Here is a 25,253-nt window from a genome sequence, read left to right as displayed (position 1 = left end):
CTTTATACGCACAATAAAAGCCTACAAACCTCATTAGGAACACGCCGTGTCTGACAGCAAGACGCCACTCAACAGCAAAAACTACGTAAAATGGTTTCGTAACTCCGCGCCTTATATTAATGCCCACCGCGGCAAAACCTTTGTGCTGATGTTTGGCGGCGAAGCGGTAGCCCACGACAATTTTGCCACTATTATTCACGACATCGCGCTGCTAAACAGCTTGGGCGTTAGGCTGGTGTTAGTGCACGGTGCCCGTCCACAAATTGAAGAGCGCGTAGCCCTGCGCGGCATTGACAGTCAGTTTGAACACGACTTACGCATTACCTGCCCACAAACCCTGGAGTCAGTCAAAGACGCCACCGGCTCACTGCGCTCACAAATTGAAGCGCTGCTCACCATGGGGCTGGCCAACTCGCCCATGCACGGCTCACAAATTCGCGTGTGCTCGGGCAATATGGTGATCGCCAAGCCTATAGGGGTAAGAGGCGGCATAGATTATCAACACACCGGTGTAGTGCGTCGCATAGACAGCCAAGCTATACAAAGCCACTTGCAGGATAACGCCATCGTTTTACTATCGCCCATAGGTTATTCACCCACCGGCGAAGTATTTAACTTATCACTGGAAAACGTGGCCACGCAGACCGCTATTGCCCTACAAGCCGATAAGCTGATTGCCTTTTCCGACAAGCCCGGCCTGCTCAATCCCGATGGCAGCCTTATTAATAACACTGACATTAGCACCGTTAAGCAATTGCTAGATGACAGCAGCGACCTGCAAGAGCAGGTGCTCATGCGCGCACTCATCAATAGCGCCGAAAAAGGTGTGGAGCGCTGCCACTGCATTAGCTATCAAGAGGACGGCGCCTTATTAGCCGAGCTATTTACCCGCGATGGTTCCGGTACTCTCATCGCCCAAGATACCTACGACCAAATGCGCACCGCCTGCATAGACGACGTGGGCGGCATCTTGGAATTGATAGAGCCGCTAGAAGCCAACGGCACCTTGGTAAAACGTTCACGTGAGTTATTAGAAAACGAAATTGATCATTTTACCGTGCTAGAAAAAGACGGCATGATCATCGCCTGCGCGGCACTCTACCCCTACCCGCAAGAAAAACTGGGCGAGGTCGCCTGTGTTGCCACTCACCCCGATTACCGTGGCGGCGAGCGCGGCCTGCGCGTATTACACGCGCTACAGAAACAAGCCGCAGCACTAGGCCTGCTGCAATTATTTGTATTAACCACGGTAACGGCGCACTGGTTTCAAGAGCAGGGCTTTATAGAGGGCAACCTAAGTCTGCTGCCCGCCAAAAGGCAATCGCTGTACAACTACCAACGCAATTCGAAAATCTTTGCCAAAGCCATTACTGGCTAGGCGATCACCACCCCAACTGGAGCCACCCTTGACCAAAAGAACCAAGATTGTTGCCACCCTAGGCCCCGCCACAGACAAAGATAATGTGTTAGAACAGATTATTCTGGCGGGCGTGAATGTTGTGCGCCTAAACTTTTCTCACGGCAGTGCTCAGGATCACATAGACAGAGCCAAGCAAGTACGCGCACTAGCTAAAAAACACCAGCGCAGTATTGCCATACTGGGTGACCTGCAAGGCCCCAAAATTCGTATTTCCTGTTTTGCCGACGGCCCCATAGAGCTGGCGGTAGACGATCATTTTGCCCTAGATGCCAAGCTGGAGCGCAACGCCGGCAACCAGCGCGAAGTGGGTATAGATTATCAAAGCCTGCCCGAGGATTCGTCAGCCGACGACCTGCTGCTGTTAGATGACGGCCGCATTGTGTTAAAGGTGTTATCAGTAGCCAATGGCCGCATAGAAACTCAGGTGTTAGTGGCTGGTACGCTGTCTAACAACAAAGGCATTAACCGCCAAGGCGGTGGTTTATCCGCCGACGCGCTCACCGAAAAAGATTTTGCCGATATTAAATTAGCCGCACAGATAGAGGTGGATTACCTAGCAGTGTCCTATGTGCGCACCGCCGACGACATAGAGCAGGCTCGTAAATTACTGCACGAAGCGGGCGGTGACGCCGGCTTGGTCGCCAAAATTGAACGCTCAGAAGCGGTAGCCCACGACGTGCTAGATAGCATTATCCGCGCCTCCGACGCAGTAATGGTCGCCCGTGGTGACTTGGGTGTAGAAATAGGCGATGCGGAATTAATCGCCGTACAAAAACATATCATCAGCCGCGGCCAAGAGCTCAACACTCCCGTGATTACCGCCACTCAGATGATGGAGTCTATGATAGACAGCGCCCTACCCACCCGCGCCGAAGTATTTGATGTCGCCAATGCCGTGCTAGATGGTACCGATGCGGTAATGCTCAGTGCCGAAACCGCCGCAGGCTCCTTCCCTATAGAAGCAGTAGAGGCCATGAGCCGCATCATCTTAGGGGCCGAACGCCAGCCGCAAACCCACACCTCCAGCCATCGCCTGCATGAACACTTTGGCGCCGTGGATGAGGCTATAGCGCTAGCCGCCATGTATACCGCCAATCATTTAACCGGCGTTAAAGCTATTATCAGCCTTACCGACACCGGTAAAACACCGCTGATTATGTCGCGTATTAGCTCCAGCCTGCCGGTATTTGCCTTTACCAATAAGGCCCGCACCGAATACCGCGTAGCGCTGTACCGCGGCGTGGTGCCGGTCACCTTCGACACCTCGGCGATAGCGCCGGCGGAAATGAACCAAAGCGTGGTGAATGAGCTGCTACGCCGTGAGGTGGTGAGCGCCGGCGATTTAGTAATTATCACCAAAGGCGATTTTATCAACGCCCTAGGCGGCACCAACTCCATGAAGATAGTGAAAGTTGGCGCGACCATACAGTAAGCCCTGTTTTTAACACTTTAGAGGTAACGCTCTGTGGACCACAGCAAACCCATCATAGGCATAATCAGCTGCTTGATGGGTGAGGCCGTGCGCTATGACGGCAGTGATAAAAAGCAGCCCCAGCTGCTGGCCGACATCAGCGGCCATTTTCAGCTACAAGCCTATTGCCCCGAAATGGCCATAGGCTTGGGCGTACCCCGCGAGCCTATACATTTGGTAGAGCGCGATGGCCACATCCGCTGCGTGGGCACAGCCACCGCTAGCCTAGATGTTACCGAGGCTTTGCAACAACTGGCGCAACAACACGCCCAACAGCACCAACAGCTATCCGGCTATATCTTTAAACGTGGCTCCCCCAGTTGTGGCAGCCGCAATGTTAAGCTACTCAAAAATCGACAACTACAGCGCAACGCGGTGGGCCTCTACGCACAGCAACTCATGGCCAACTTCCCCGAATTACCCGTAGCCGATGAAGATCAGTTGCAACTGCCCCAGCAGCACGCACAGTTTATTCAAGCGGTCTATGCCTATCACCGTAACAGAGCCTCACCCTAACTATCGAAGAGGGATATTTTTCGTTATAGTAAGCGCTCTGCGGCCGACCCGGTCCAGCTCATTTATCCATCAACAACAATGAGAGTTATGCATTGAAAACCCTGCACTTTGTTATCCACCTTATTACCGTTTCTCTGCTGTGTGGTTATGCCCATAGCCAGGTTGAAACTGAAGCCGAATCCCAAACCAAAGCCCAAGCCGAGTTTAATTGCCCAGCCGACAGCAAAAAAATAGGCCTAGCGCCCCCTAACGGCAGCCAAATAAAGTGCGTTAACGAACAAGGCGAGCGGCACGGCCCGTTTTGGATGTGGTATAGCAATGGCCAAATGATGCAGGCGCTACACTTTAAAAACGGCCTGGAGCACGGCAAACAAAAAGCCTGGTTCCCCAATGGCAATATTATGATGAAAGGCGTTAGCATTGAAGGCGGCCGCAACAAAGGCTTCAAGTACTTTAACTACTACGGTGAGCCCGTGGCCATAGAGTTTAAAGCCGAGCAGTAAGTACTATTGTTGCTACACGGCCCGTGTACTTTGCCAATACTCTGCTACCTTTATAACAGCTATTTTTATTACTTCAGGTCTAGCCTCGCTAGCCTTGGGCCACCATAAAAACCACAACTGCACTAATGAGCAAACAACTCTAATAACTGGCGACCTTAAAAGATGACCCACACCGGCCATACACACCCGCTCATAGCATGTCATTAACGGTACAGGGAAGGACCCGCAATGCTGCAATTTAGTGAATCTGGCTTTTTATATTATTACCTGCTAGGCATATTGCTGGTAGCCACATTGATCATTAGCGTTATTGTGGCCCACAAACTACAGCTTATCACCAAAATCAAGCAACTGTTCTCAGGTAAATCTTCAGGGCTATATACTGCCCCCTTTTTAGAACGTGAGTTAGAGCGCACCAGCAAACTCATAGAAAAAGCTGGCAAGTCTAATAAAGAGTATCAAATACAAGGCCTCTCTCTACGCAAGCAGCTATTAACCATAGAGCAAGATTTCCTCATAGAAAAAGGCTTACAGCCATCCGACTTAAAAGCTATTAACTATAAACTGGTTAGCTATTTAAAATGTGGCAGCTCAGCCAGCCCTACCACCGACCCCAAGCTCTCCAAAAACTCGGACTATCAATTAAAAAAACTCCGCGAGCAGTTAGAATTACAAAAAAGCATCACCAAAGAACTTAGAGAAAAATATCTAGGCAAAGAAAGTTCTTTCGATGAAATAGACGCCCTCAATAAAAACAACAACATCATCGAAGTGCAAGCCACCCTAAAAGAAGCCCGCGTAGCATTCGACAAACTAGCTATCAGCGATGACCCCGAAGCCAATAAACGCAACGCCAGCAGCTATGACCGCGACACTATCAGCCACCTTATTTCCGACATCAAACAAAAGTACAGCCACTCCTTAAAGGAAATAGGCAAGTTAGCAGAGAATAACAACGAAAAACGTAAATTGATCTTGCGCTTAGAATCTGAATTAACAAAAAATCAAGGTGCCGGTGAAGGTCTATCCGACGACCTAGTAGAAAAATTAAAAACGCAGTTGCGCGATTCGGAAATGTGCACAGCCACGCTGGAGTATGAAACTGATCACTTACGCCAAAAATTGATGGAGCTAGAAGAAGACGATCTAGCAAAAGCGCAACTGCAGCAAGACATGAGCGATAGCGCAGCACCCCCATTACATAATGAAAATATTGATTTCGACAACATGGCGGGGGGCGAGTTTTCTAGCGCGCTGGCGCAAGGCCTACAAGATATTACCGACGCCGCAACAGAAAAAACCGTATTAGAGTGCCTATTAGCCACTAGCAAACGTCTTAAGCTAGACGCCACCTTATATTGCAAAAGCGAAGACGAACATATTTGGCTATGTGCTGACGACAATATTATTAAAGACACTAAAGAGCTAATACGCTCAGCCTCCGACAATAAAGACAGAGCATGGACTGATAATCATAGCGGCACTATTTTTAAGAACGGGGCGTTAAGTTGCTATCTCAAGGATATGTTTCACAGCTCTTCACCTGAATATTTATCACAACTGGCCAGCCTGTTAATCGCCGCCGCCGGTAATATCAAAAACTTTAGACTACGGGCACAATCAGAAGAAAGAAAAGAATTTCTCAGCTCACTAACCAGCAGGGCAAAATCGTCCATAGACTCACTGGATGAACAAAATCGCTATTTGGCAGAAGAAGGCAAAGTTATTGTTGACGACTTTATAGAAAACTTAAATGACTTTGTAGGCAATCTTAAAATGACCGAAATTCAAAGTGATATGTATACCGACATAGAGCATGAATTTAAAACCCGCATGGAGCTGATGTTTGTTGCGGGCAGCACCATGGATGAAGAGTTTATTAACCTGATTAATTTATTAGACTCTGAAATTACTAATGACGAATCAGCGAAAAAAGCGTCAAACTAAACTCACGCCTGTTTTAGGCTCAGGGCTGTTTTAAGCTCAGGGCTGTTTTTCAAATAACAAATCCCACACACCATGGCCTAAACGTTGGCCGCGCTGCTCAAACTTGGTTAGCGGCCGGTAGTCGGGGCGCTCTGAATAACAAAAAGGCTGCGCCTGATTGGCAAAACCTTCAGCAGCACTCATCACCTCCATCATTTGCTCGGCGTAGTGCTCCCAATCCGTAGCCATGTGCATCACCCCACCGACTTTTAGCTTGCGGCGTAATTGCTGCACAAACGACGGTTTAATTAAGCGGCGTTTATTGTGCCTCTTTTTATGCCAAGGGTCGGGGAAATAAATTTGTACGCGGTCTAGGCTGGCATCGGGTACGCACTGGGCTAACACTTCTACGGCATCGTGACAAAACAGCCGTATATTTTCTACCCCCTGCTCTTCCATCAAATGCAGTATGCGGCCCACCCCCGGTGAGTGCACTTCCACACCTATATAATTGTTTTGCGGCGCAGCGGCTGCCATCGCCGCCAGCGAGGCACCCATACCAAAACCAATTTCCAACACTACCGGACCGTTATTGCCAAACACCACCGGCCAATCCAACATGCCATCAGCTACGGTTAAGCCCTTGCTGGGCCAATATTTATCGTAGGCTGCTTGCTGGCTTTCGGTCATGCGGCCAGTGCGTAACACATAGCTTTTAATCGGCTTGTGCATAGGGTTATTGGGGTCAGCGGGTCGGTGTTTTTTGTCTATCAAAATAAGCTCGGTAACTCTTTCTTAATTACTGGGAATGATAAAGGCCTAGGGCCATGCTTAACCAGGCCGCGATAAACGCTAATCCGCCCAGAGGGGTAATTGCACCCAGCCAGCGCAGGCCGGTGAGCGCGAGTATATATAAGCTACCCGTAAAAAGGCAGATGCCCGCTATAAATAACCAGCCGCTGCACTGCAAATAGCGCGAAGTTGGCCACTGCAATAACAGTAGGCCCACTACCGATAGCGCCAATAAATGGTAGAAGTGATACTGCACAGCGGTTTGGTATACCACCATCAGGTCAGGTGTCAGCTTGGCCTTTAACGCATGGGCACCAAAGGCGCCTATGGCCACGGCTAGCAGGCCGTTTAACGCGGCGACAATCAAAAATATCTTAGCCATACCTAACTACTCTTGTGCTTATAAAACTTGGCGGAACGATCCCAGATATAGCAATCATAAAAAAACCGCCGGCGTAGGGCGGTTTTTGGGTCGTGGCTATCATCAGCGGGCTATAGCTCTATAGAACCTTTCAGCTTTTTCATAGCATTGGACTCTAGTTGACGTATACGCTCTGCCGAAATCCCGTATTTATCAGCCAGCTCATGCAGCGTAGCCTTGTTTTCGTTTAACCAACGCGCCTGTAAGATATCACGACTGCGCTCGTCTAGAATATTTAACGCGGCCAGTAATTGGCGCTGGCCATTTTCTGCCCAGTTGGCATCTTCTAGCTGTGCGGCCGGATTAGCCGAGCGGTCTTCCAGATAATGGGCAGGGGCGACAAAGCCATCTTCGTCATCATCATTGCCCATATCAAAGGCCATGTCGGTAGCCGTGAGGCGACCTTCCATACGCTGCACTTCTTTAATATCGACGCCTAGATCATCGGCCACAGCTTGCGCTTCGTCAGCCGTAAACCACGCCAAGCGCTTTTTAGAACTGCGCAGATTAAAGAATAATTTACGCTGCGCCTTGGTAGTGGCCACTTTGACTATGCGCCAGTTGCGCAGTACGTATTCGTGCATTTCGGCTTTAATCCAATGCACCGCAAAGGACACCAGACGAACACCTTTTTCGGGGCTAAAACGCTTAACAGCCTTCATCAGGCCTACGTTACCTTCTTGAATGAGATCGGCTAAGGGCAAGCCATAGCCCTGGTAGGATTTAGCAACATGCACCACGAAGCGCAGGTGGGACATAACCAGCTCACGGGCTGCCTCTAGGCTCTCGTGGTAAAATAGCTCTTCACCCAGCTCTTTTTCGCGCTCGGCAGACAATACTGGAAAGCTATTAACAGTCTGCATGTACGCATTGAGATTACTCCCCGGTACTAAATGTACAGTCTGTAAGGCTGTTGTCATTGTTTACCTCCAAAAAATCAGTGCCCAATACTATCACCCCTAGCTTAGAGCGCCAAGGGCAAAAAAGTTCCTCACTACAAACCAGTGGAACAGAGTACCACCCCCTGCACCAGCGGCGTTGATGCTAATCAACGCAAGCGCAAAATAGTGCTTTCTTGCCTTAATATCAAGGGGTTCACGGCTTTTTAAAAGGCAAAAATAAAAAACCCCCGATCGCGTACGACCGAGGGCTAAAGGTGAAGAGACCATAGATGAATCATTATGAGCAGCGCAGCAGCTAGTGCATGTCCATGATTACACTCAGGATTGTGCCGCGGCTCAAATCTATGGCAGCGATATTACTCTTATAGGTTTTTCTGGCAATAACCCCTAAGGGGTAGCCAAATAACAAGCTGATTACCTACTAATAGCGATATGCCCAGTGCTTTACCCTGCAAAATCAACCAGGCACCTGTAAATACATCACCAACGAATCCCGCGTATAGTCCTCATCTAAGCACGACAGCGAGTCTATAAACAGGTGAAACAACTCACTCTGAGAACTGATATCCAGCTTGGCATAGGCATTTTTGCGATGCAGCTTAACGGTATTAATAGAGATATCTAAGTGCTCGGCGATAGACTTGGCCGAGTAGCCTTTGAGTATCAGGTGGATAACATGGGTTTCCCGGCTGGTAAGCACCGAAGTGCCAAACAACTCCAACACTTCGGCCATCATTTTGTGTAACGGCCGCTTTTCTTCGGCTATGCGACTGATGTGCTGGCGCAAATACTCCTTTACCGCCGCCGCCACTACAGGCTCTATCTGCTGCAACAGGGCTTTTTCCTGGGCATTAAACTCCGGCGAGCTTTCAAATCGGGCCAGCGAAATATTAATAAAGCTTTCGCCTTCTCCCTCTATTAAATAACCCGCCTCATCCAACATGATCGACTGCGCGTGGTAGATACTGTACAGCTCGCTGTCGTAAAAACCGTCCGGGGCGATATCAACAAAACTATAGTAACCCCACTGCTGACGTCTGGCGGCTTGGAAGCAAGGATCCAACACATAGGCGCCATTGATATAAGACTTTTCCAGCAGACTAATTTCCGTTTGCGAAGAGCGACCATGCAATATCACCGGGATTTGCCCGCGCATAAATAACAACACCATACAATCATCTATGGCGACAACACCGGCAATTAAATCGGCCAAGCAGGGCCAGAAAGCATCACTGCCCAACTCGGAGATCACCGCAGCCACCCGCTCTACCCAAGGGCCATTATTGTTACAGTCTTTTACATCACTCATCGCTTAACCGTTCGCCTAACCTAGATAGATAAATAGATAGCTTTCATTAAACACTATTATAGGGAAGCTGTAATATAAGACGTCCCGCCTTTTGACTGGCACATCTGCGCAAAAACACCTATATACAGTAACCGACATACAGCAACTTGCGGTTAACTTTTAATAAAACCCGTTAATAGCTGCGAAACACTGGTAAACGCATCACCCCTAAAGGGTATATAAAACCCTTTTAAACTCCTTCAAACTCATTTCAACTTAAATACACAACCTTTTTGTTTTACGGAGCAGACCATGTCTTCTAACAACACAGCGGCCCACAAAGGCCAATTGAGTGCTGATGAAACGCAAGCCATTATTGATATGGATAGGGACCACCACTTACACCCCTATCAAATCTTCGATGTATTTCCCGAAGAAGGCGCACTGCCTATTGCCAAAGGTAAAGGCTGTTTAATTTGGGATGCCGAAGGTAATCAATATTTAGATGCCGTGGGTGGCTTATGGTGTAACAACATCGGTTTAGGCCGCGATGAAATGGCCGACGTTATCGCCGATCAAGTACGCGAGCTATCCTATGCCAGCCCCTTCGTTGACATGACTAACGTACCCGCGGCAAAACTAGCTAAAAAATTAGCTGACTTGGCCCCCGGCCACTTAAATCATGTGTTCTTTACCTGCGGCGGCTCTACCGCAGTAGACTCGGCCTACCGCACCGTACAAATGTACAACAACTGTCGCGGCAAAAAAGATAAGAAGCACTTTATCTCTCGCAAAGATGCTTACCATGGCACCACCTATGCGGCCATGTCTTTAGGCGGCAAAGCCGGTGACCACCCCGACTTTTTCGATTTTAAATCTGATGACATACATCACCTAAGCTCACCCAACCACTACCGCTACAGTAAAGGTTTATCTGAGCAAGAATTTGCCGATCAGCTGGTAGCCGAGTTTGAAGCTAAAATTGAAGAGATAGGCGGTGCTGATAAAGTAGCAGCGTTTATTGCCGAACCTATTATGGGAGCCGGCGGCGTGGTATTACCGCCCGCCAACTACCTAAAGCGTATTTGGGAAATCTGCCAAGCCAACGACATCCTGTATATCTCTGATGAAGTGGTTACCGGTTTTGGTCGCCTAGGCCAATGGTTTGCCTCTGAGTCTATATTTGGCATCGTGCCCGACATTATTGTCTGCGCTAAAGGTTTATCCTCAGGCTACCTACCCATAGGTGCGATGATCTTCTCTGACGCTATCTTTGCCGGCATCTCACAACCCGACCAAGGTTACTATTACGCCCACGGTTACACTTACAGCGGCCACCCGGTTAGCTGTGCCGCCGCGCTGAAAAACATAGAGATTCTTGAAGACGAGAAGATCTTAGAACATGTGCGCGAAGTAGGCCCCTACTTTATGGAACAGCTCAATACCCTGCGCGACCTCGATATGGTAGGCGACGTGCGCGGCTCACACCTAATGGTGTGTGTGGAGCTAGTTAAAAACAAGGCAACCAAAGAGAACTTCCCTGAAGAACTTGATATAGGCAAGCAAGTGTCTAACGAGGCTGATGCCATGGGCTTAATCGTACGCCCCATCATTAACCTAAACGTTATGTCACCGCCATTAGTGCTCACCAAAGAGGAGGCCGACTTTATCGTCAGCACCTTGCGCAAGGCGATTATCGACGCCGGTGCGAAAATGAAAGAGCAGGGCCACTGGTAACCCCTACTTTTTACAGTACAAATGAGCAAAACACCCCTTATATGAGGGGTGTTTTGCTCTAGCCCTTCCGTATATTCTCCCCTACACTGGCTCGCATTCTTTTAACAAGATGTAACCCCCATTTATATTAATAAAGAGAGGCCCCCCATGGATGCAATAACCCTTGCGAATATAGACAAGTACAACGTCACCGAAGAAACCCGCAGCTTCCTCGGCAAACACCACAAAATGTACATCAACGGTGAATTTGTTGAATCGGCTAGCGGCCAAGTGTCTAGCATTGAAGACCCCGCTACCGGTAGCGAATTAATTACCGTTACCATGGCTAATGAAGCCGATGTCGACACGGCTGTTGCCGCCGCGCGTCAAGCCTTTGAAGACAGCGAATGGTCACGCCTCAGCCCCATGGACAGACAGGCGCTACTATTAAAGCTAGCCGACCTTATGGAAGCTAACGCGCAAACCTTAGCCGAACTAGAAAGCCTAGATGCCGGTAAAGCCATTAGCGGCTGCATGCCTGTAGACATCATGGGCTCTATAGATTTTTTGCGTTACATGGCAGGTTGGGCGACTAAAATCGACGGCGCCACCCGCGACGTTTCCACTCCCAATGCCTTCGGCTTCACCCTAAAACAGCCTGTCGGTGTGGTTGGTGCTATCGTGCCATGGAACTGGCCTTTAAACATGTCTATGTGGAAACTAGCCGCGCCCTTAACGGTTGGTTGTACCGTAGTATTAAAGCCTGCCGAAATCACCCCGCTCAGCATGCTGTATTTTGCCCGACTATGTGACGAAGCCGGTATCCCTAAAGGTGTTGTAAACATCGTAACCGGTAAAGGCAGCACCGTTGGCAACCACCTTGCCTCTCACCCCGGCATCAACAAAGTCTCATTCACCGGCTCTACCCCTGTAGGCAAACTCGTCGGCAAAGCCGCGGTTGAAAACATCACCCACGTCACCCTAGAGCTAGGCGGAAAATCGCCTATGGTTGCGTTTAATGATGCGAAAATCGCCGATGTGGTAGATAGCTGCATTAATAGCGTATTCTTTAATTCGGGCCAAGTGTGCAGCGCAGGCTCACGCTTATATGTACAGCGCGACATTTATGAAGAAACTGTGCAGGCCATAGCCAAAGCCTTAGAAGACGTAGTGATAGGTGATCCACTGGACCCAGAAACCACTCAGGGCCCACAAATCTCCAAAACCCAATTTAATTCGGTGATGAACTACATCAACATAGGCAAAGAAGAAGGCGCACGCCTGGTAACTGGCGGTGCAGCCATCGATCGTCCTGGCTACTATATACAGCCTACGCTTTTTGCTGACACCACTAACGACATGCGCATAGTACGCGAAGAAATCTTTGGCCCCGTCTTGGTTGTTCAGCCCTTCGACACCGAAGAAGAAGCCATGCACTTAGCCAACGACAGCCAGTTTGGCTTGGCTGCCTCGGTGTTCACTCAGGACATTAGCCGCGCCCTGCGCTGTGTTAAGAAGCTGCATGCCGGTGGCGTTAGCGTTAACACCCACGACGGCGGTGACTACAGCTTACCGTTTGGTGGCTTCAAGCAATCGGGTATTGGTAAGGACATGGGGCCAGAGCAATTGGCTTACTTCCTAGAGACCAAAACGGTCTTTATCCAAATGTAATTGCCAATCGCGTGACTCAAAAGGGGCTGATTTTTCAGCCCCTTTTTTATTTTCGTTATTATTCAAAAATATCGACATTTACTCTGTAATATTGATCCACAACAAGGCTATACTCCCTGCCATGCATTAAAAAGTAATAACAATACAGCTAACTGGAGCCCCCTTATGAATGCATCTACGCAATCGTCCACACAACCATCCATTCAGCCCTCTATGCAGGAAATGCTTGCCAAAGCACGCACCGCGCTACAAGGCATAGAGCACTACTCACAAGAGCAAATCGACGCCCTAGTGCGCGCCGTGGGTAAAGTGGTGTTTGATAATGCCGAAGAGCTAGCCATAGATACCTTTGAAGAAACCGAAATGGGTAACATCAAAGATAAGACCCTCAAAAACCAGGGCAAGTCGCGCAATGTCTGGAATTATCTCAAGGGCAAAAAGTCGGTAGGTATTATTGAACCTAAAAATGCTGAGGGCATGGTGACCATCGCCAAACCAGTAGGCGTAGTAGGTGCAGTTATCCCCACCACCAGCCCGGTTATGACCATTATGTGCAACGCTATGTTTGCCCTAAAAGGAGGCAACAGCTTAATTGTAGCGCCGCACCCGCGCGCGAAAAAAACTACGCTCAAAGCCACCAATATGATTAATGCCGAGTTAAAAAAACTGGGCGCGCCCGACAATTTAATCCAATGCATAGCCGAACCGTCGCTGCCGTTGACTAATGAACTGATGTCCAGCGTTGACGTGCTAGTCGCCACCGGCGGCCCAGCGATGGTGACCGCAGCTTATAGCAGCGGCAAGCCCTCTTTTGGTGTAGGTGCAGGTAATGTGCAAACTATTTTTGATAGCGGCATAGACCACAACAGCGCAGCCAGCAAAGTGATTACCGGCCGCGCCTTTGATAACGGCATTATCTGCTCTGGCGACCAAACGGTTATTGCCCCACGCAGCGAATTTGCCAGCGTTATCGCCGCCTTTAAAGCCAATGGCGCCTTTTATAGTGACGATCAAAACATCGCCGATAAATTTCGCAAGGTGATTTTTGAGAACGGCTACAACACTAAAGAAGTGGTAGGCCAAACCGTGCAAACTATTGCCAAGCTCGCAGGCGTGGACGTCCCGGAAGACACCCGCGTGATTATGTTGAAATCCAACGGCGACGCCGACGATGTATTACGCAGTGAAAAAATGTGCCCGGTACTCGCCGCCTTTGAATACGACACACTGGATGAGGCCATAGCCATAGCCCGCGCCAATTTAGAGATTAAAGGCAAGGGCCACACCTGCGCTATACACTCCAACTCCGAAGAGACCATTGCCAAGATAGGTTTAGCGCTACCCGTTAGCCGCGTTGCCGTTAACGAGCCAGCCTCACTGTCAGTCGGCGGTTCACTGAAAAACGGTTTTATCCCCACCGGCACCTTAGGTTGCGGCTCTTGGGGTAATAACTCTATTTCTGAAAACTTTAACTACAAGCACATGATTAACACCCAGCGCATAGGCTACACTCAAGACGATAAATACGTACCCAGCGATGAAGAAATTTGGGGTTAATGGTAAAAACTCAACCCTTGTTAACGGCCCACTATGGGCCGTTTTTGTTTCGACTATCGCTTTACTTATGCTAGGGTAAATCTTTTAGATAAGCCCATTACATACGTTCACCACATAAGCCCCGTACTGACATTCACCTTATGAACTTAGCCTTGCATAACCAGCAACAATGCCTAGATCAGCTAGGTACCGCGGTTGCCAGTTTAGGCAGTGATGCCTTTTACCCTGCGCTGTGCCAAGCCTTTACTTGTTTTGCAGAAGTCAGCGATCTACTCTTTTTATATTTTCCCGATCAACAGCGGCCACAATGTCTTTACTCCAACCTGGCCAATGAAGACCAATACGCCCTGCAAGTCAGCAGCTATATTAATGGCCCCTATATTTTTGACCCCTATTACCAAGCCAGCCTTAAGGGCGCAGCTAATGGTGCGTATCGCTTAAAAGATATAGCCCCCGACAACTTCAAGAAAACCGAATTTTTCCGCCACTATTACAAAGCCACCCATGTGAATGATGAAGTGAGCTACATAACCGCCCTGCCGAACAACCAACACCTGCACTTCTCCATTAGCCATGCGCAGCCCAGCAAACTTTTTAGCGCTAAAACCTTGAGTTTTTTTTATAGCCTTAGCCATATTATTACCGAGCTGCTCAGCAAGCATTGGTTGTTGCAAGACGCTAGCAGCCGCCCCAGCAACAACACGCAGCCCGATGAGCGTAATCTTAATCAAGCCCTACAACAGGCTCTCAAACAATTTGGCAGCACCTTGCTAACCCCCAGAGAGCATGATGTTTTGCAATTAGTGCTACACGGCCACTCCAATAAGGCCGCCGCTGAACGCATGGCCATATCCTTGTCTACGGTAAAGCTGCATCGTAAGCGCATTTATCAAAAGCTAGACATTAGCTCGCAGGCCGAACTGTTTTATTTATTTATTGATGCCCTATCCTCTGCCAAAGCCTCAGATAGCGGCGACCCGCTGCAAGCGTATATGAACGTAAGCTAGCGGCTGTCAGCTATCCCAAGTGGGTATAGCAACTCTACTCAAACCCCATACACTGCGAGGCGTAGCTTAAAACCAATGGTGTATGCCCATGCTCAAAGCTTTTGCTCAATACCTTAATCCGAATGGTAGCCTTAGCCTGTTACTGATTGGCCTAATCGGCACTATAGGCCTTTACCCATTAATGATACTGCCCATTCTGGTGGGCGCTTATATCGACTACTTAGGCTTTGACGAAGATACCGCAGGTTGGATCTCTGCCATTAATTTGGCCGGCGTTGCCATTATCACCCTAATCGTTTCGCTTAAAACCAAGCGCTGGCCGCTGCACAAAGTAGCGAGCATAGGTTTGATGCTAATGGTGGTATTTGATGTACTCAGCCTGTACTTCCACGATTTAACTATGTTTGCCGTTGTGCGCTTCTGTTCGGGTATGGCTGGCGGTGCCGCGATGGCAGCAGCAGGCGCGGCTATTGCCAGGCTTAGCCATTCAGAAAAAGGCTACGGCATTTATATAGGCTGCCAATTTTTATTCCCCGCTATAGGCATGTATTTCTTAGCGGAGTCATTAGCGAGCATTGAGTTTAATGGCATGATGCTCATCATTATCGGCCTAGAACTGCTAGCTTTAATCGCTACGCCTATCTTTATGAATTACCCTTTACCCGCCAATAACAACGAACTAGACACACTGGAAACTAAATTAATTTTTCAACGCCCTGCGCTACTTTCGCTTATCGGCCTCTGTGTTTATGGCGCGGCTACTGCTGCTATTTGGGCTTACGCCGACCGCATCGGTATAGACGCCAGCTTAAGCGTTAAAGCCTCGGGTAATATTATCGCTATCATTACCGGCATTTCAGTTTTAGGCGCCATATTGGTAATTTATTTAAAAGATAGCTTCGGTTATATCAAGCCACTCAGCGCGGGGCTTATCCTGCAAATAATCGGCTTGCTGATATTAATGAACATACATACACCCATAGGCTACACCATAGGCATAGGCACCTTCTCTATAGCTTGGGCATTTTGCTGGCCCTACTTTTTAAGCATACAAGCCAATTTAGACCAAACCGGTACCGTGGTCGTCGCCGGGCAATTTACCAACCTGTTAGGTAATGCTGCGGGCCCCGCTATTGCCGCATTTTTAGTAGGCGGCGGCCTTTACAGCCCCGCTATTTGGATGGCCTGTGGATTGACCGCATTAAGCTTACTTATTATGCTGTTAATTCCTTCGGCAAGGCGCGCGCTACTCACTACGAATTAATTTTATTTTATCACCCTAGCTAACATAGCGTTGTTATTGCGATGCTCACAGCCACATCTGGGAGGGCGAAGACGGCCGCATAGGTCACGGCACCCTGTTTACCACGCCGCCGCAGGGCCTAATCAACCCCGCGACGTCAGCCTACGTAGATATGCGTATGACCAACCCCGACAGCCACGGCTTTAACGCCAAATGGATACACGATAACGGCATAGCAAAAACTGCCGCCGTGATTCAAGACATAGTCGGCGACACCCCCTGCTACCTCACCTTCGATATAGACTGCCTAGACCCCTGCTATGCCCCCTGGCACCGGCACACCGGTGGTAGGGGGCCTATCCACTCACCAAGCCCTACATATTGTTCGCGGCCTGCAGGGCATCAACTTGGTGGGTATGGTCTTAGTCGAAGTGACCCCTGCCTATGATGTTAGCGAGATGGCCGCTTTAGCAGGTGCCTCCATAGCGCTGGATTTATTGTGCTTATTTGCCACTAGTCAGCCCGTACAACAGTCACCGCAAGGTATTTTCACTTCCTCATTATTGGTGGTTTTACCGGTCAGGATTTTTAGCCATCGGCCGGTTTTTTATGCCTATCACCTTTTAATCGGTAAAACTTCGCATTTACGATGCTTGCCTGCTACTTTTGTTTATTAAATCGAACAAACTTTTACATTCTGCTTATATTAATTGCGCTCCGATGTTAGTTACTATTCAAGTGTTATAAATAATAACTAATAAAGCACTTTTACATACTAAATAGAAATAAAAGCCTTCCACCTTCTCGCATTATTCGATAACAGTACGTCTGCGAGCGGTAAAAAGCCTTATCACTATTACAAGGGGATCACATTATGTTCCGTCGAAATAAAATTGCTCAGGCCGTTTTACTCGCAACAGCAACTACCGCCGCGGCTCATAGCCACGCAGCGGGCTACTTAGAAGAAGTTGTTGTTACCTCCACTAAAAGCTTTGAAAGCATGCAGGATGTTGCTATATCCGTGCAGGCGATGGGTGAGGAAAAGCTAGAACAGCTCAACATCACCAACTTTGATGATTACATCAAGTATCTACCTGGCGTAAATGCCGGCGGCCGCGGGCCCGGTCAATCCACTATTTTTATACGTGGTATGGCCACCGACTCCTCAGACCAAACCTCGGTAGAGATAGGCGCGCCGGTACCTAACGTAGCGCTATACCTAGATGAGCAACCAGTTAGTTCTACAGGCCGTAACCTAGACGTATACGCCGCCGACCTTGAACGTGTGGAAGTATTACCAGGACCACAAGGTACTTTATTTGGCGCCAGCTCACAGGCCGGTACCGTGCGTTTGATTACTAATAAGCCTCAGCTCAATGAGTTTTCTGGCGGGGTTGATGTAAGTTTATCAACCACTAAAGATGGCTCTGAAAGCCATAGTTTTGAAGGCGTTGTTAACTTGCCGCTAATTGAGGACAAGCTAGCCGCCCGTCTTGTTGGCTACCGGGTGACTAAAGGTGGGTATATAGACAACGTTTATGGTGAAAGAACCTTTAATGAAAATGACCTTGCTTTCCCAACTGGCGCCATAGCAGAAACGGTTAACAACTCAAGGTTGGTTGAAGACGATTTTAACGAAACTGTTTATACCGGTGCCCGCTTAGGCGTAGCCTTGTCTATAAACGATGATTGGGATGCATTGTTTCAATACATGAATCAAAAACTAGACGTTGATGGTGTATTTGACCATTCACCCAACTTCATTGAAGAGTTAGATCCTAATAGCAAAGGTGTAGGCGATTTAGAAGTTATTCGCTTCTCCCCCGATCAAAACGAAGATAAATTTCAACAATATGGTGTAACGATTAACGGCCATATTGACGACTTCGACTTAGTGTATGCAGGCTCTTACTTAGATCGCGAAGTTAACAGCAACTATGACTACACAGGCTACACCGCTATAGGTAGCTACGCCGCTTATTATATCTGTAATTACCCCACATATACCGTTTGTGGTGACCCTACCCAAAGCGTTGATAGCTTAGTTGAAAACACCCGCCAAACTCATGAATTTCGCTTTAGCTATATAGGCGAGCGCCTTAACACAGTTGCCGGCATCTACTACGATGACTCTGAAACCTCTGTAGATACACAGTTTGTTATTCCGGGCTCCATAGGCGCGGGCTTATTCCGCAACGCACCACTATCTACAGCCACACAGTTTAAATCAGGGTTAAGACCTGCTGGCACCACTTTTATTAACGATGCAACGCGTAGCGAAGAGCAATTAGCAGCCTTTGGTGAAATTAGTTACGACGTTGTACCTAACTTTTTATCGGCAACCGTTGGTTATCGTTACTACGATATCGAATACGATTTAGTAGGCTCATCCAGCTTTGCTTCCAGAGATGACGGCGACTACGGTAGAAACTATGACGAGATTCTACAAGATGTTGCCCCTGGTAAAGAGCACGGTGACGTTTTTAAAGTAACGGTTGAATTAACGCCTGCTGATGACGTACTGCTTTACTACACCTATTCAGAAGGCTTCCGCCCTGGCGGATTTAACCGTGCAGCAGGCGTTCCTGAAAGCTACAAATCCGATGAAGTAACCAGCCAAGAAATAGGCTGGAAACTGGACATGCTAGATGGCAGCTTACGCATTAACGGTGCGCTCTATCATGTTGACTGGAAAGACATGCAGATTGGCGTATTGGATATTGCCAACTTTGGCGTACTCACATTCGTTTCCAACGCTGCAGACGCTGAAATATGGGGTGTAGAGGGTGATATTAGCTACGCTGCCACCGATGAATTAACGCTATTCGCTTCTTTTTCATGGAATGACTCAGAAATGGCTTTAGCCCCCACGCTAACTGATGATGGCACCCCTGGCGGCAACCTGCTATTCATCGAAAAGGGTGAACAGCTAGCGCTAGCCCCTGAGGTGCAATATACCTTAAGAGCACGCTATGAAATGAGCGACTCTCAATATTCACCTTATGGTCAGCTTGTCTATTCCTATACCGATGAGCAATACAGCTCTATCGTAGCTGCAAATCGCTATAAACAAGACTCCTATATAGGCGTGGATGCATCCCTAGGTATGCAGCTAAACGATTCTATCGGCCTTGAGCTATTTTTTGAAAACCTTACCGATGAGCGTGCTGAGTTATTTATTAACTCCTTAGATTCACAATTACGTGTAACAACTAACAGACCACGTACCGTAGGCGTACGCATGGCTTATGATTTTTAACTTATAGACATTTAAATCTATATAAAGGGGTAGCCATTGCGGTTACCCCTTTTTTTTAGGCCCTAGCCCTTATAGTATAAGAGTCAGGCCCTAGGAATAATAAAAGCTTTATAAGCTAAAAGTATAACTATATGAATGATGTAACCAATCAAGAAAAAAATACCGATATAAGCTCAGCATTAGCAAAAGCACAACAACTGCTACAGACTGGCAAGCTACAAGAATCTTTATTGGCTGGCCAGGAATTAATCAAGCAATCACCAACAAATATCGACATTCTATATTTAATAGCTGTTTGCCAACGCTATCTCAAGCAACCACTGCAATCACTTGACACGCTATCTAAATTACTGAGTATCAACCCGAGTTATGGCCGTGCCTATCAGGAACAGGGACATAATTTAAAAATAACAGCTTCACCTCAAGAGGCCCTTGTTGCCTTTGAACAGGCAGTTAAACATAACCCAGCTTTACACGCCTCATGGCGTGAGCTTATTCAGCTCTATCGATTAGATAAAAACCAACGAGGCTTAAACCTTGCTGAGTCAGAATATCAGCGCTTATCCAAGCTGCCAAAAGAGTTGCTCACTGTAAGCTCGCTCATACAAGAAGAGAAACTCTACCAAGCAGAAAAAATTTGCCGTTTGTTTTTAAAGAAAAACAAAACTAACGTTGAGGGCATGCGACTACTGGCTGACCTTGGCATGCGCCAATATGTCTACGACGATGCAGAATTTTTATTAGAAAACTGCGTTAAATTTGAACCTGACAACTGGTTAGCTAAACACGATTACGTCACTATATTACACAAGCGACAAAAATTCGAACAGGCCTTGCAACAGGCAACAGAGCTTTGTGAAAAATATCCAGGAAACCTTGCTTTTGAAACATCGCTAGCAGGCCAATATGTCTCACTAGGCAGACACGAATCGGCCCTTGATATTTATGCCAAGGTTATAGAGAAAAACCCGCAACTAGAAATGCCACATCTTATGGTAGGTCACGCTTTAAAAACTATAGGGCGTGTAGAAGAGGGAATACATGCTTATAAAAACGCCTATAAAGCCAGGCCAGACTTTGGCGATGCCTATTGGAGTTTAGCTAACTTAAAAACCTACCATTTTACTGATGAAGAAATTGATAAAATGAAAACGTTTATCGAACAAGCCAGCACGGCTTTAGCCGATAAGTTTCATATGTGTTTTGCGTTAGGTAAAGCCTACGAAGACAGAAAAGATTACCAGCAATCGTTCCAATTTTACGAGCAAGGCAATCAACTTAAAAAAAGCCAGCTACGCTATAGTGCTGACGTAGTTGATGACGCTCTTAAAAAACAAAGCCAAATTTGCAACCAAGCGTTTTTTGATAAAACACAAGGCTATGGCAGCTCTCGTAAGGACCCTATATTTATCGTAGGCCTACCCAGAGTAGGCTCAACGCTATTGGAGCAAATACTAGCCTCGCATTCGCAAGTAGACGGCACCATGGAGCTTCCCAATATTATAGCCTTAGCTCACAAGCTCAATGGCCGGCGCATGCACAATGAGGAGAGCCTTTACCCACAAATATTAACCGAGCTCAGCAATGAGCAGTTCATCCAATTCGCCGATGACTTTATTCGCGAGACTCAATGCTTTAGGCAAGACGCTCCGTATTTTATTGATAAAATGCCCAATAACTTCCGCCATATTGGCTTAATCCATACCATGTTCCCCAACGCTAAAATCATTGATGCTAGACGCCACCCCATGGCCTGTTGCTTTAGCGGTTTCAAACAACTATTTGCCGATGGTCAGGAATTCACCTGTGGCCTTGAGGAAGTTGCTCGCTATTACAAAGGCTATGTAGCATTAATGGACCACTGGGATAAAGTTTTACCCGGCAGGGTATTACGCGTTCATTATGAGCATGTGGTTGACGATTTAGAAACGCAGGTACGACGCATACTAGACTACTGTGAGCTTCCCTTTGAAGAAGCCTGTTTAAGCTTCCATGAAACGGAGCGTTCCGTTAGAACACCAAGCTCTGAGCAGGTTAGGCAACCTATTTATAAGGGTGGTCTAGAACAATGGAAAAACTTTGAGCCTTATTTGGATACCTTAAAAGAACACCTTGGTGATATGATTGATAGTTACCCTTTACCAAAATAACCCTTATTAGTAATTCAAGGATGAATAACAATGAAATATTTTAGCCTCTTTTTAAGCTTGTTGATTATAGGTTGTGCAGGCCATAGTGACAAATCGCTCATTATAGAAAACGACCCTATTACAACGGCAGCTATTGCTGTCAGCATTGATGAACTTCCAAAATATTGGCAGCACAGTATAATTGCAAAACTCAATAACCCTCAATTAAATAGAGATATCAAAAAATCAAACTGTATTAACGTTGCCTTTATCATTGGAGAAGATGGATTAGTACACAACCCAAAAGTAATAAAAGCCACCACCAATATCAGCAAACGATTTCATAAAGCCGCAATCAAAACTATTAAACAGTTTACTTTTACCCCGGCTGATACTAATGCAGACAGAAAACCTGTTATTAGCAATTATATTTTCACATTCTTTAACGAATACACTAATCTAACTAGCAGGCAATTTGAACACCTCTTAACTAAGTTAAAATATAGCTGCGCGGTTAAAGATAATCATATTAAATCTTAACAACGGAAAAATCATGATAGATTTTGACAAGTCAGAAATATTTAAGCTTAAGCCTATTGCCAACGATAAGGCTCATCAACATATACCTAGCTTTCTTATAGATGGCGAGGCTATTTTCGCCACATTTAAAACCGTTAGGGATCAAGTGGTTTTTACCAATAAGCGTATTATTGCCGTCAATGTGCAGGGGCTCACCGGCTCCAAGGTAGATTTCACATCCATACCCTATAGCAAAATTCACTGCTTCTCGGTAGAAACCTCCGGCACGCTGGATTTAGATTGTGAAATTGAATTATATGTTAGCGAGGTTGGCAAAGTACGCTTTGAAATAAATGGCGATTTTGACTTAGTCAGCTTTAATAAAATTATTAGCAGCCATGTATTAAGCTAGCATTAATAATAAAGTCGTACACTGCAAAGCTTTGTTGCTCTATATTTATCCTCTAACTATTTCATTAAAAATAATATGGATATTATTCGATACCAAGAAGAATATTATTACGCAGCTATAGCATTAATGGCTGAGCTGCAAGATCACGAACACCAGCTATGCCCTGAGTTGATTCCTACGGGCAGCGCTGTCGCTGAAGCGCACCTTAATTATTTAATAGGTCATTCCAGCAAAACCACGGCGCTATTTATTTAGCTATAGACGGTATCCAAGCCTTAGCGTTTACCTAGATGAAGAAGACGCCGACGCGCAGCATATTTACCCCGAGTACAAACGCTATGGCTATGTCGCCGATTTAGTGGTTGCCCGCACCCATCGTCGGCAGGGATTGGCACAGCAGCTTATGCGGCAAGCGGAGCAACACTGTAAAACGCTAGGCTTAACAACTATTAAAGTATCCAGCTTGGCCTGCAATACCAGCGCTAGTGACTTTTATCAGGCTATAGGCTACCAGCCCACAGAAAGGGTGTTTACTAAGGCCCTAACGCAATAGCAAAAAGGCAGATGACAGTAGCTGACAAATTGACGTTGCGCTCAACAGTTTACCGCAGCAACTTGTTATAAACTGCGCTGTAGCAAGTTACTTACCCTCTCAAAAATAATAAAAGGTTATCTCTTGGATATATTTACCCTCACTATTGCCATTAGCATAATCATCTTTGTCGCTATAGGTAGTTTTGCTGGTCGCAATATCAAACATTTGGATGATTACTTTGTCGCGGGCAGGCGCGCGCCCACGTTATTAATAGTGGGCACCCTGGTGGCCAGTGTATTCAGCTCCACAATTTTTTTAGGCGAAGCTGGCTTTACCTATAGCGGCCAAATGGGACCCTATTTGTTAATGCCCGCGGTAGCCTGCACCGGCTATATTTATGGCGCGCTATTATTTGGCCGCTACCTGCGCCGCAGCCGCGCGCCTACCGTAGCCGACTTTTTTGGCCGGCGCTTTAACAGCCACCGGGTGCAACAAATTTCTGGTTTAACCATTATTGTCGCCCTAGGGGGTTATTTACTAGTGGTCACCCAAGGGGCGGCGCTGCTGCTCTCTGACCTTACCAACCTCAGCTTTACCCAAAGCCTATTAATCGCCTGGGTGAGCTACACCCTATTCACTATGTATTCAGGCTCGCAGGGGGTCATACTTACTGACACCCTTATGTTTTTATTATTCGCTGTTGCCACGGTGTTTTTCATTAGTTTTATCGTTACCGATTTAGGCGGTATTGCTGCTGCGATAGAAAACCTCAGTGGTTTAGAAAGCAAGCCCGGCATAGCCTCTTGGCATGGCGTGGTTGGCCCCGGCACTGAATGGCCCACCCCCATGGATTATTTAATCTGGACACTGATATTGGATATCGCCTGGAGCGTGGTCTATGCCGTTAGCCCTTGGCAATCCAGCCGCCATTTAATGGCCAAAAATGAGCACGTGGTTATACGCGCTTCGGTTTACGCTGCGCTGGCGGTGATTGTATTGCAGCTAATGATTTATGGTGCCGGCGGGCTGATTAACTTGACCAACCCGCAGATAGAGCCCGCCGAAAGCGCAATGATTTGGGCCGCCAAGAATATGGTACCTGAATTTTTAGGGGCGCTATTACTGGCCGGTATCATGGCAGCAGCACTCTCTTCAGCCTCTACCTTTTTATCCCTAATAGGCTTTAGCGCCAGTAATGACATGGTGAGGCATAAAGAAGCTAGTGAGGCCTTGAGTTTGCGCTTTACCCGTGGAGTGATGCTAGCCATAGGCGTCATTGTTTTAGTCGCTAGTTTTTACTTCCCCGCCAATATTTTTTGGTTGATGCTGTTTATAGGCACGGTGTTTACCTCTTCATGGGGGCCGGTGGCGCTTATGAGCGTATGGAGCAAAACCATTACCGAAAGCGCCGCCTTTTGGGGCATGGCAACGGGCTTTGTCTTTAATGTGGTGCCCGCCGGCCTGCAAGCCTTTGGCTTTATTGATTTACCCAGTTACCTAGACCCGGTATTAATTGGCAGCGTCGTGAGCCTATGCACCATTATTATTATCTCTAGGCTAGGCAAAGTCAGCCGCAAGGAAGCGTTGTATAGAATGCGCTTGCACCGCACCCCCGCACAAGAGGTAGACCTTAAAGCCGTTAAGACGACCCTATTAGCCCCCGCCATCTTAATACTGTATGGCTGTGCCATGCCTTTTATTATGAGCCACTTTTATGTGCTGCCGTATCAAACTGGCAGCGGTGAGTTATTGGCCGACGGTTCTATCAACTGGCTTACCGGCGAAGCCCTACTCAGCTTTAGTTGGGCATTGGTCTACATCCCGCTGGGTTTAATTACCGCAAAAGTCATCATCAACAGTTACAGCCCCAGCGCCAAAATAAAAAACAGCTATACTCAAACGGCGGTAAAGCATTAACAAAACAGCGCAGTAATCGACTGCTAGCTGCCGCCACCTATAATAAAGA

The 25,253-nt window shown here is 47.4% G+C and carries 22 protein-coding genes and 1 pseudogene; 19 read left to right on the top strand and 4 right to left on the bottom strand.

From position 1 onward, the window contains the following. Positions 1-46: 46 nt before the first annotated feature. The 5 genes from argA (at position 47) to B067_RS0104155 (ending at position 5,857) form a co-directional block, all read left to right on the top strand. Positions 47-1,378, top strand: a complete 1,332-nt coding sequence (gene argA / locus B067_RS0104175; protein ID WP_019528802.1) for an amino-acid N-acetyltransferase — start codon at positions 47-49, stop codon at positions 1,376-1,378. A gap of 28 nt (positions 1,379-1,406) precedes the next feature. Next, positions 1,407-2,852 carry a pyruvate kinase gene (gene pyk / locus B067_RS0104170; RefSeq protein WP_019528801.1) on the top strand — a complete coding sequence of 482 codons (1,446 nt, stop codon included), beginning with the start codon at positions 1,407-1,409 and terminating at the stop codon, positions 2,850-2,852. A 33-nt stretch (positions 2,853-2,885) separates the two neighbouring features. After that, positions 2,886-3,407 carry a 2-thiouracil desulfurase family protein gene (locus B067_RS19635; RefSeq protein WP_019528800.1) on the top strand — a complete coding sequence of 174 codons (522 nt, stop codon included), beginning with the start codon at positions 2,886-2,888 and terminating at the stop codon, positions 3,405-3,407. 92 nt (positions 3,408-3,499) lie between these two features. Next, the gene (locus B067_RS0104160; RefSeq protein WP_019528799.1) at positions 3,500-3,910 is read left to right on the top strand and encodes a toxin-antitoxin system YwqK family antitoxin; all 411 of its coding nucleotides are present in this window, start codon (positions 3,500-3,502) and stop codon (positions 3,908-3,910) included. Between the two features lie 228 nt (positions 3,911-4,138). Beyond that, positions 4,139-5,857 carry a hypothetical protein gene (locus B067_RS0104155; protein ID WP_019528798.1) on the top strand — a complete coding sequence of 573 codons (1,719 nt, stop codon included), beginning with the start codon at positions 4,139-4,141 and terminating at the stop codon, positions 5,855-5,857. Between the two features lie 36 nt (positions 5,858-5,893). Here B067_RS0104155 and trmB read toward each other — a convergent pair whose 3' ends face one another. The 4 genes from trmB to B067_RS0104135 form a co-directional block, all read right to left on the bottom strand. Continuing rightward, the gene (gene trmB / locus B067_RS0104150; protein WP_019528797.1) at positions 5,894-6,568 is read right to left on the bottom strand and encodes a tRNA (guanosine(46)-N7)-methyltransferase TrmB; all 675 of its coding nucleotides are present in this window, start codon (positions 6,566-6,568) and stop codon (positions 5,894-5,896) included. A gap of 67 nt (positions 6,569-6,635) precedes the next feature. After that, a complete protein-coding gene (locus B067_RS0104145; protein WP_019528796.1) occupies positions 6,636-7,010 on the bottom strand; it encodes a DUF423 domain-containing protein in 375 nt (124 codons plus the stop codon). A 110-nt stretch (positions 7,011-7,120) separates the two neighbouring features. Then, entirely contained in the window at positions 7,121-7,969 is an 849-nt protein-coding gene (gene rpoH, locus B067_RS0104140; RefSeq protein ID WP_026244400.1) for an RNA polymerase sigma factor RpoH, read from the bottom strand. 439 nt (positions 7,970-8,408) lie between these two features. Then, positions 8,409-9,260: a response regulator transcription factor gene (locus tag B067_RS0104135; protein WP_019528794.1), complete on the bottom strand. Its 852-nt coding sequence runs from the start codon at positions 9,258-9,260 to the stop codon at positions 8,409-8,411. 291 nt (positions 9,261-9,551) lie between these two features. On the opposite strand from B067_RS0104135, the gene B067_RS0104130 reads away from it, so the two are divergent. The 14 genes and pseudogenes from B067_RS0104130 to B067_RS0104070 all read left to right on the top strand — a co-directional run bounded on the left by B067_RS0104130 (position 9,552) and on the right by B067_RS0104070 (position 25,204). Beyond that, positions 9,552-10,976, top strand: a complete 1,425-nt coding sequence (locus tag B067_RS0104130; RefSeq protein ID WP_019528793.1) for an aminotransferase — start codon at positions 9,552-9,554, stop codon at positions 10,974-10,976. 147 nt (positions 10,977-11,123) lie between these two features. Beyond that, positions 11,124-12,626, top strand: coding sequence for an aldehyde dehydrogenase family protein (locus B067_RS0104125; RefSeq protein WP_019528792.1), 1,503 nt, complete (start codon positions 11,124-11,126; stop codon positions 12,624-12,626). Positions 12,627-12,791: 165 nt separating this feature from the next. Next, positions 12,792-14,183, top strand: a complete 1,392-nt coding sequence (locus B067_RS0104120) for an aldehyde dehydrogenase family protein (protein ID WP_026244399.1) — start codon at positions 12,792-12,794, stop codon at positions 14,181-14,183. Positions 14,184-14,323: 140 nt separating this feature from the next. After that, entirely contained in the window at positions 14,324-15,190 is an 867-nt protein-coding gene (locus B067_RS19630) for a response regulator transcription factor (protein ID WP_019528790.1), read from the top strand. 88 nt (positions 15,191-15,278) lie between these two features. Further along, positions 15,279-16,454: an MFS transporter gene (locus tag B067_RS0104110; RefSeq protein ID WP_169335540.1), complete on the top strand. Its 1,176-nt coding sequence runs from the start codon at positions 15,279-15,281 to the stop codon at positions 16,452-16,454. Between the two features lie 55 nt (positions 16,455-16,509). Beyond that, positions 16,510-16,701, top strand: a pseudogene (locus B067_RS22100) (agmatinase); the annotation flags it as partial. 52 nt (positions 16,702-16,753) lie between these two features. Continuing rightward, the gene (locus B067_RS22095; protein ID WP_019528788.1) at positions 16,754-17,110 is read left to right on the top strand and encodes an arginase family protein; all 357 of its coding nucleotides are present in this window, start codon (positions 16,754-16,756) and stop codon (positions 17,108-17,110) included. Positions 17,111-17,307: 197 nt separating this feature from the next. Then, positions 17,308-19,692: a TonB-dependent receptor gene (locus tag B067_RS0104100; RefSeq protein WP_019528787.1), complete on the top strand. Its 2,385-nt coding sequence runs from the start codon at positions 17,308-17,310 to the stop codon at positions 19,690-19,692. Between the two features lie 131 nt (positions 19,693-19,823). Beyond that, positions 19,824-21,842 (top strand): tetratricopeptide repeat-containing sulfotransferase family protein, encoded by a 2,019-nt coding sequence (locus B067_RS0104095; RefSeq protein WP_019528786.1) that lies wholly within the window; start codon positions 19,824-19,826, stop codon positions 21,840-21,842. A gap of 30 nt (positions 21,843-21,872) precedes the next feature. Next, the gene (locus tag B067_RS0104090; RefSeq protein WP_019528785.1) at positions 21,873-22,361 is read left to right on the top strand and encodes an energy transducer TonB; all 489 of its coding nucleotides are present in this window, start codon (positions 21,873-21,875) and stop codon (positions 22,359-22,361) included. 13 nt (positions 22,362-22,374) lie between these two features. Continuing rightward, positions 22,375-22,752 (top strand): PH domain-containing protein, encoded by a 378-nt coding sequence (locus B067_RS0104085; protein WP_019528784.1) that lies wholly within the window; start codon positions 22,375-22,377, stop codon positions 22,750-22,752. A 75-nt stretch (positions 22,753-22,827) separates the two neighbouring features. Beyond that, complete coding sequence (locus B067_RS21770; protein WP_020700271.1) at positions 22,828-23,007, top strand: hypothetical protein; 180 nt, start codon at positions 22,828-22,830, stop codon at positions 23,005-23,007. Then, entirely contained in the window at positions 22,976-23,305 is a 330-nt protein-coding gene (locus B067_RS22315) for a GNAT family N-acetyltransferase (RefSeq protein WP_083921354.1), read from the top strand. Before B067_RS21770 ends, B067_RS22315 begins: the two co-directional genes overlap by 32 nt. A gap of 123 nt (positions 23,306-23,428) precedes the next feature. Next, the gene (locus B067_RS0104070) at positions 23,429-25,204 is read left to right on the top strand and encodes a sodium:solute symporter family protein (protein ID WP_019528781.1); all 1,776 of its coding nucleotides are present in this window, start codon (positions 23,429-23,431) and stop codon (positions 25,202-25,204) included. Positions 25,205-25,253 lie beyond the last annotated feature (49 nt).

It is taken from the genome of Dasania marina DSM 21967 (assembly GCF_000373485.1).
Classification (GTDB): domain Bacteria; phylum Pseudomonadota; class Gammaproteobacteria; order Pseudomonadales; family Dasaniaceae; genus Dasania; species Dasania marina.
This window is presented reverse-complemented; position numbering and strand designations above follow the sequence as displayed.

Bases quoted from the DNA above. Each gene is read 5' to 3' on its own strand.
- B067_RS19630 (WP_019528790.1), top strand. From the start codon at position 14,324: ATGAACTTAGCCTTGCATAACCAGCAACAATGCCTAGATCAGCTAGGT.
- B067_RS0104130 (WP_019528793.1), top strand. From the start codon at position 9,552: ATGTCTTCTAACAACACAGCGGCCCACAAAGGCCAATTGAGTGCTGAT.
- B067_RS0104100 (WP_019528787.1), top strand. From the start codon at position 17,308: ATGTTCCGTCGAAATAAAATTGCTCAGGCCGTTTTACTCGCAACAGCA.
- B067_RS0104110 (WP_169335540.1), top strand. From the start codon at position 15,279: ATGCTCAAAGCTTTTGCTCAATACCTTAATCCGAATGGTAGCCTTAGC.
- B067_RS0104135 (WP_019528794.1), bottom strand. From the start codon at position 9,260: ATGAGTGATGTAAAAGACTGTAACAATAATGGCCCTTGGGTAGAGCGG.
- B067_RS0104155 (WP_019528798.1), top strand. From the start codon at position 4,139: ATGCTGCAATTTAGTGAATCTGGCTTTTTATATTATTACCTGCTAGGC.
- B067_RS0104120 (WP_026244399.1), top strand. From the start codon at position 12,792: ATGAATGCATCTACGCAATCGTCCACACAACCATCCATTCAGCCCTCT.
- B067_RS0104125 (WP_019528792.1), top strand. From the start codon at position 11,124: ATGGATGCAATAACCCTTGCGAATATAGACAAGTACAACGTCACCGAA.
- rpoH (WP_026244400.1), bottom strand. From the start codon at position 7,969: ATGACAACAGCCTTACAGACTGTACATTTAGTACCGGGGAGTAATCTC.
- B067_RS21770 (WP_020700271.1), top strand. From the start codon at position 22,828: ATGGATATTATTCGATACCAAGAAGAATATTATTACGCAGCTATAGCA.
- B067_RS0104145 (WP_019528796.1), bottom strand. From the start codon at position 7,010: ATGGCTAAGATATTTTTGATTGTCGCCGCGTTAAACGGCCTGCTAGCC.
- B067_RS0104085 (WP_019528784.1), top strand. From the start codon at position 22,375: ATGATAGATTTTGACAAGTCAGAAATATTTAAGCTTAAGCCTATTGCC.
- B067_RS0104095 (WP_019528786.1), top strand. From the start codon at position 19,824: ATGAATGATGTAACCAATCAAGAAAAAAATACCGATATAAGCTCAGCA.
- trmB (WP_019528797.1), bottom strand. From the start codon at position 6,568: ATGCACAAGCCGATTAAAAGCTATGTGTTACGCACTGGCCGCATGACC.
- B067_RS22095 (WP_019528788.1), top strand. From the start codon at position 16,754: ATGCCCCCTGGCACCGGCACACCGGTGGTAGGGGGCCTATCCACTCAC.
- B067_RS0104090 (WP_019528785.1), top strand. From the start codon at position 21,873: ATGAAATATTTTAGCCTCTTTTTAAGCTTGTTGATTATAGGTTGTGCA.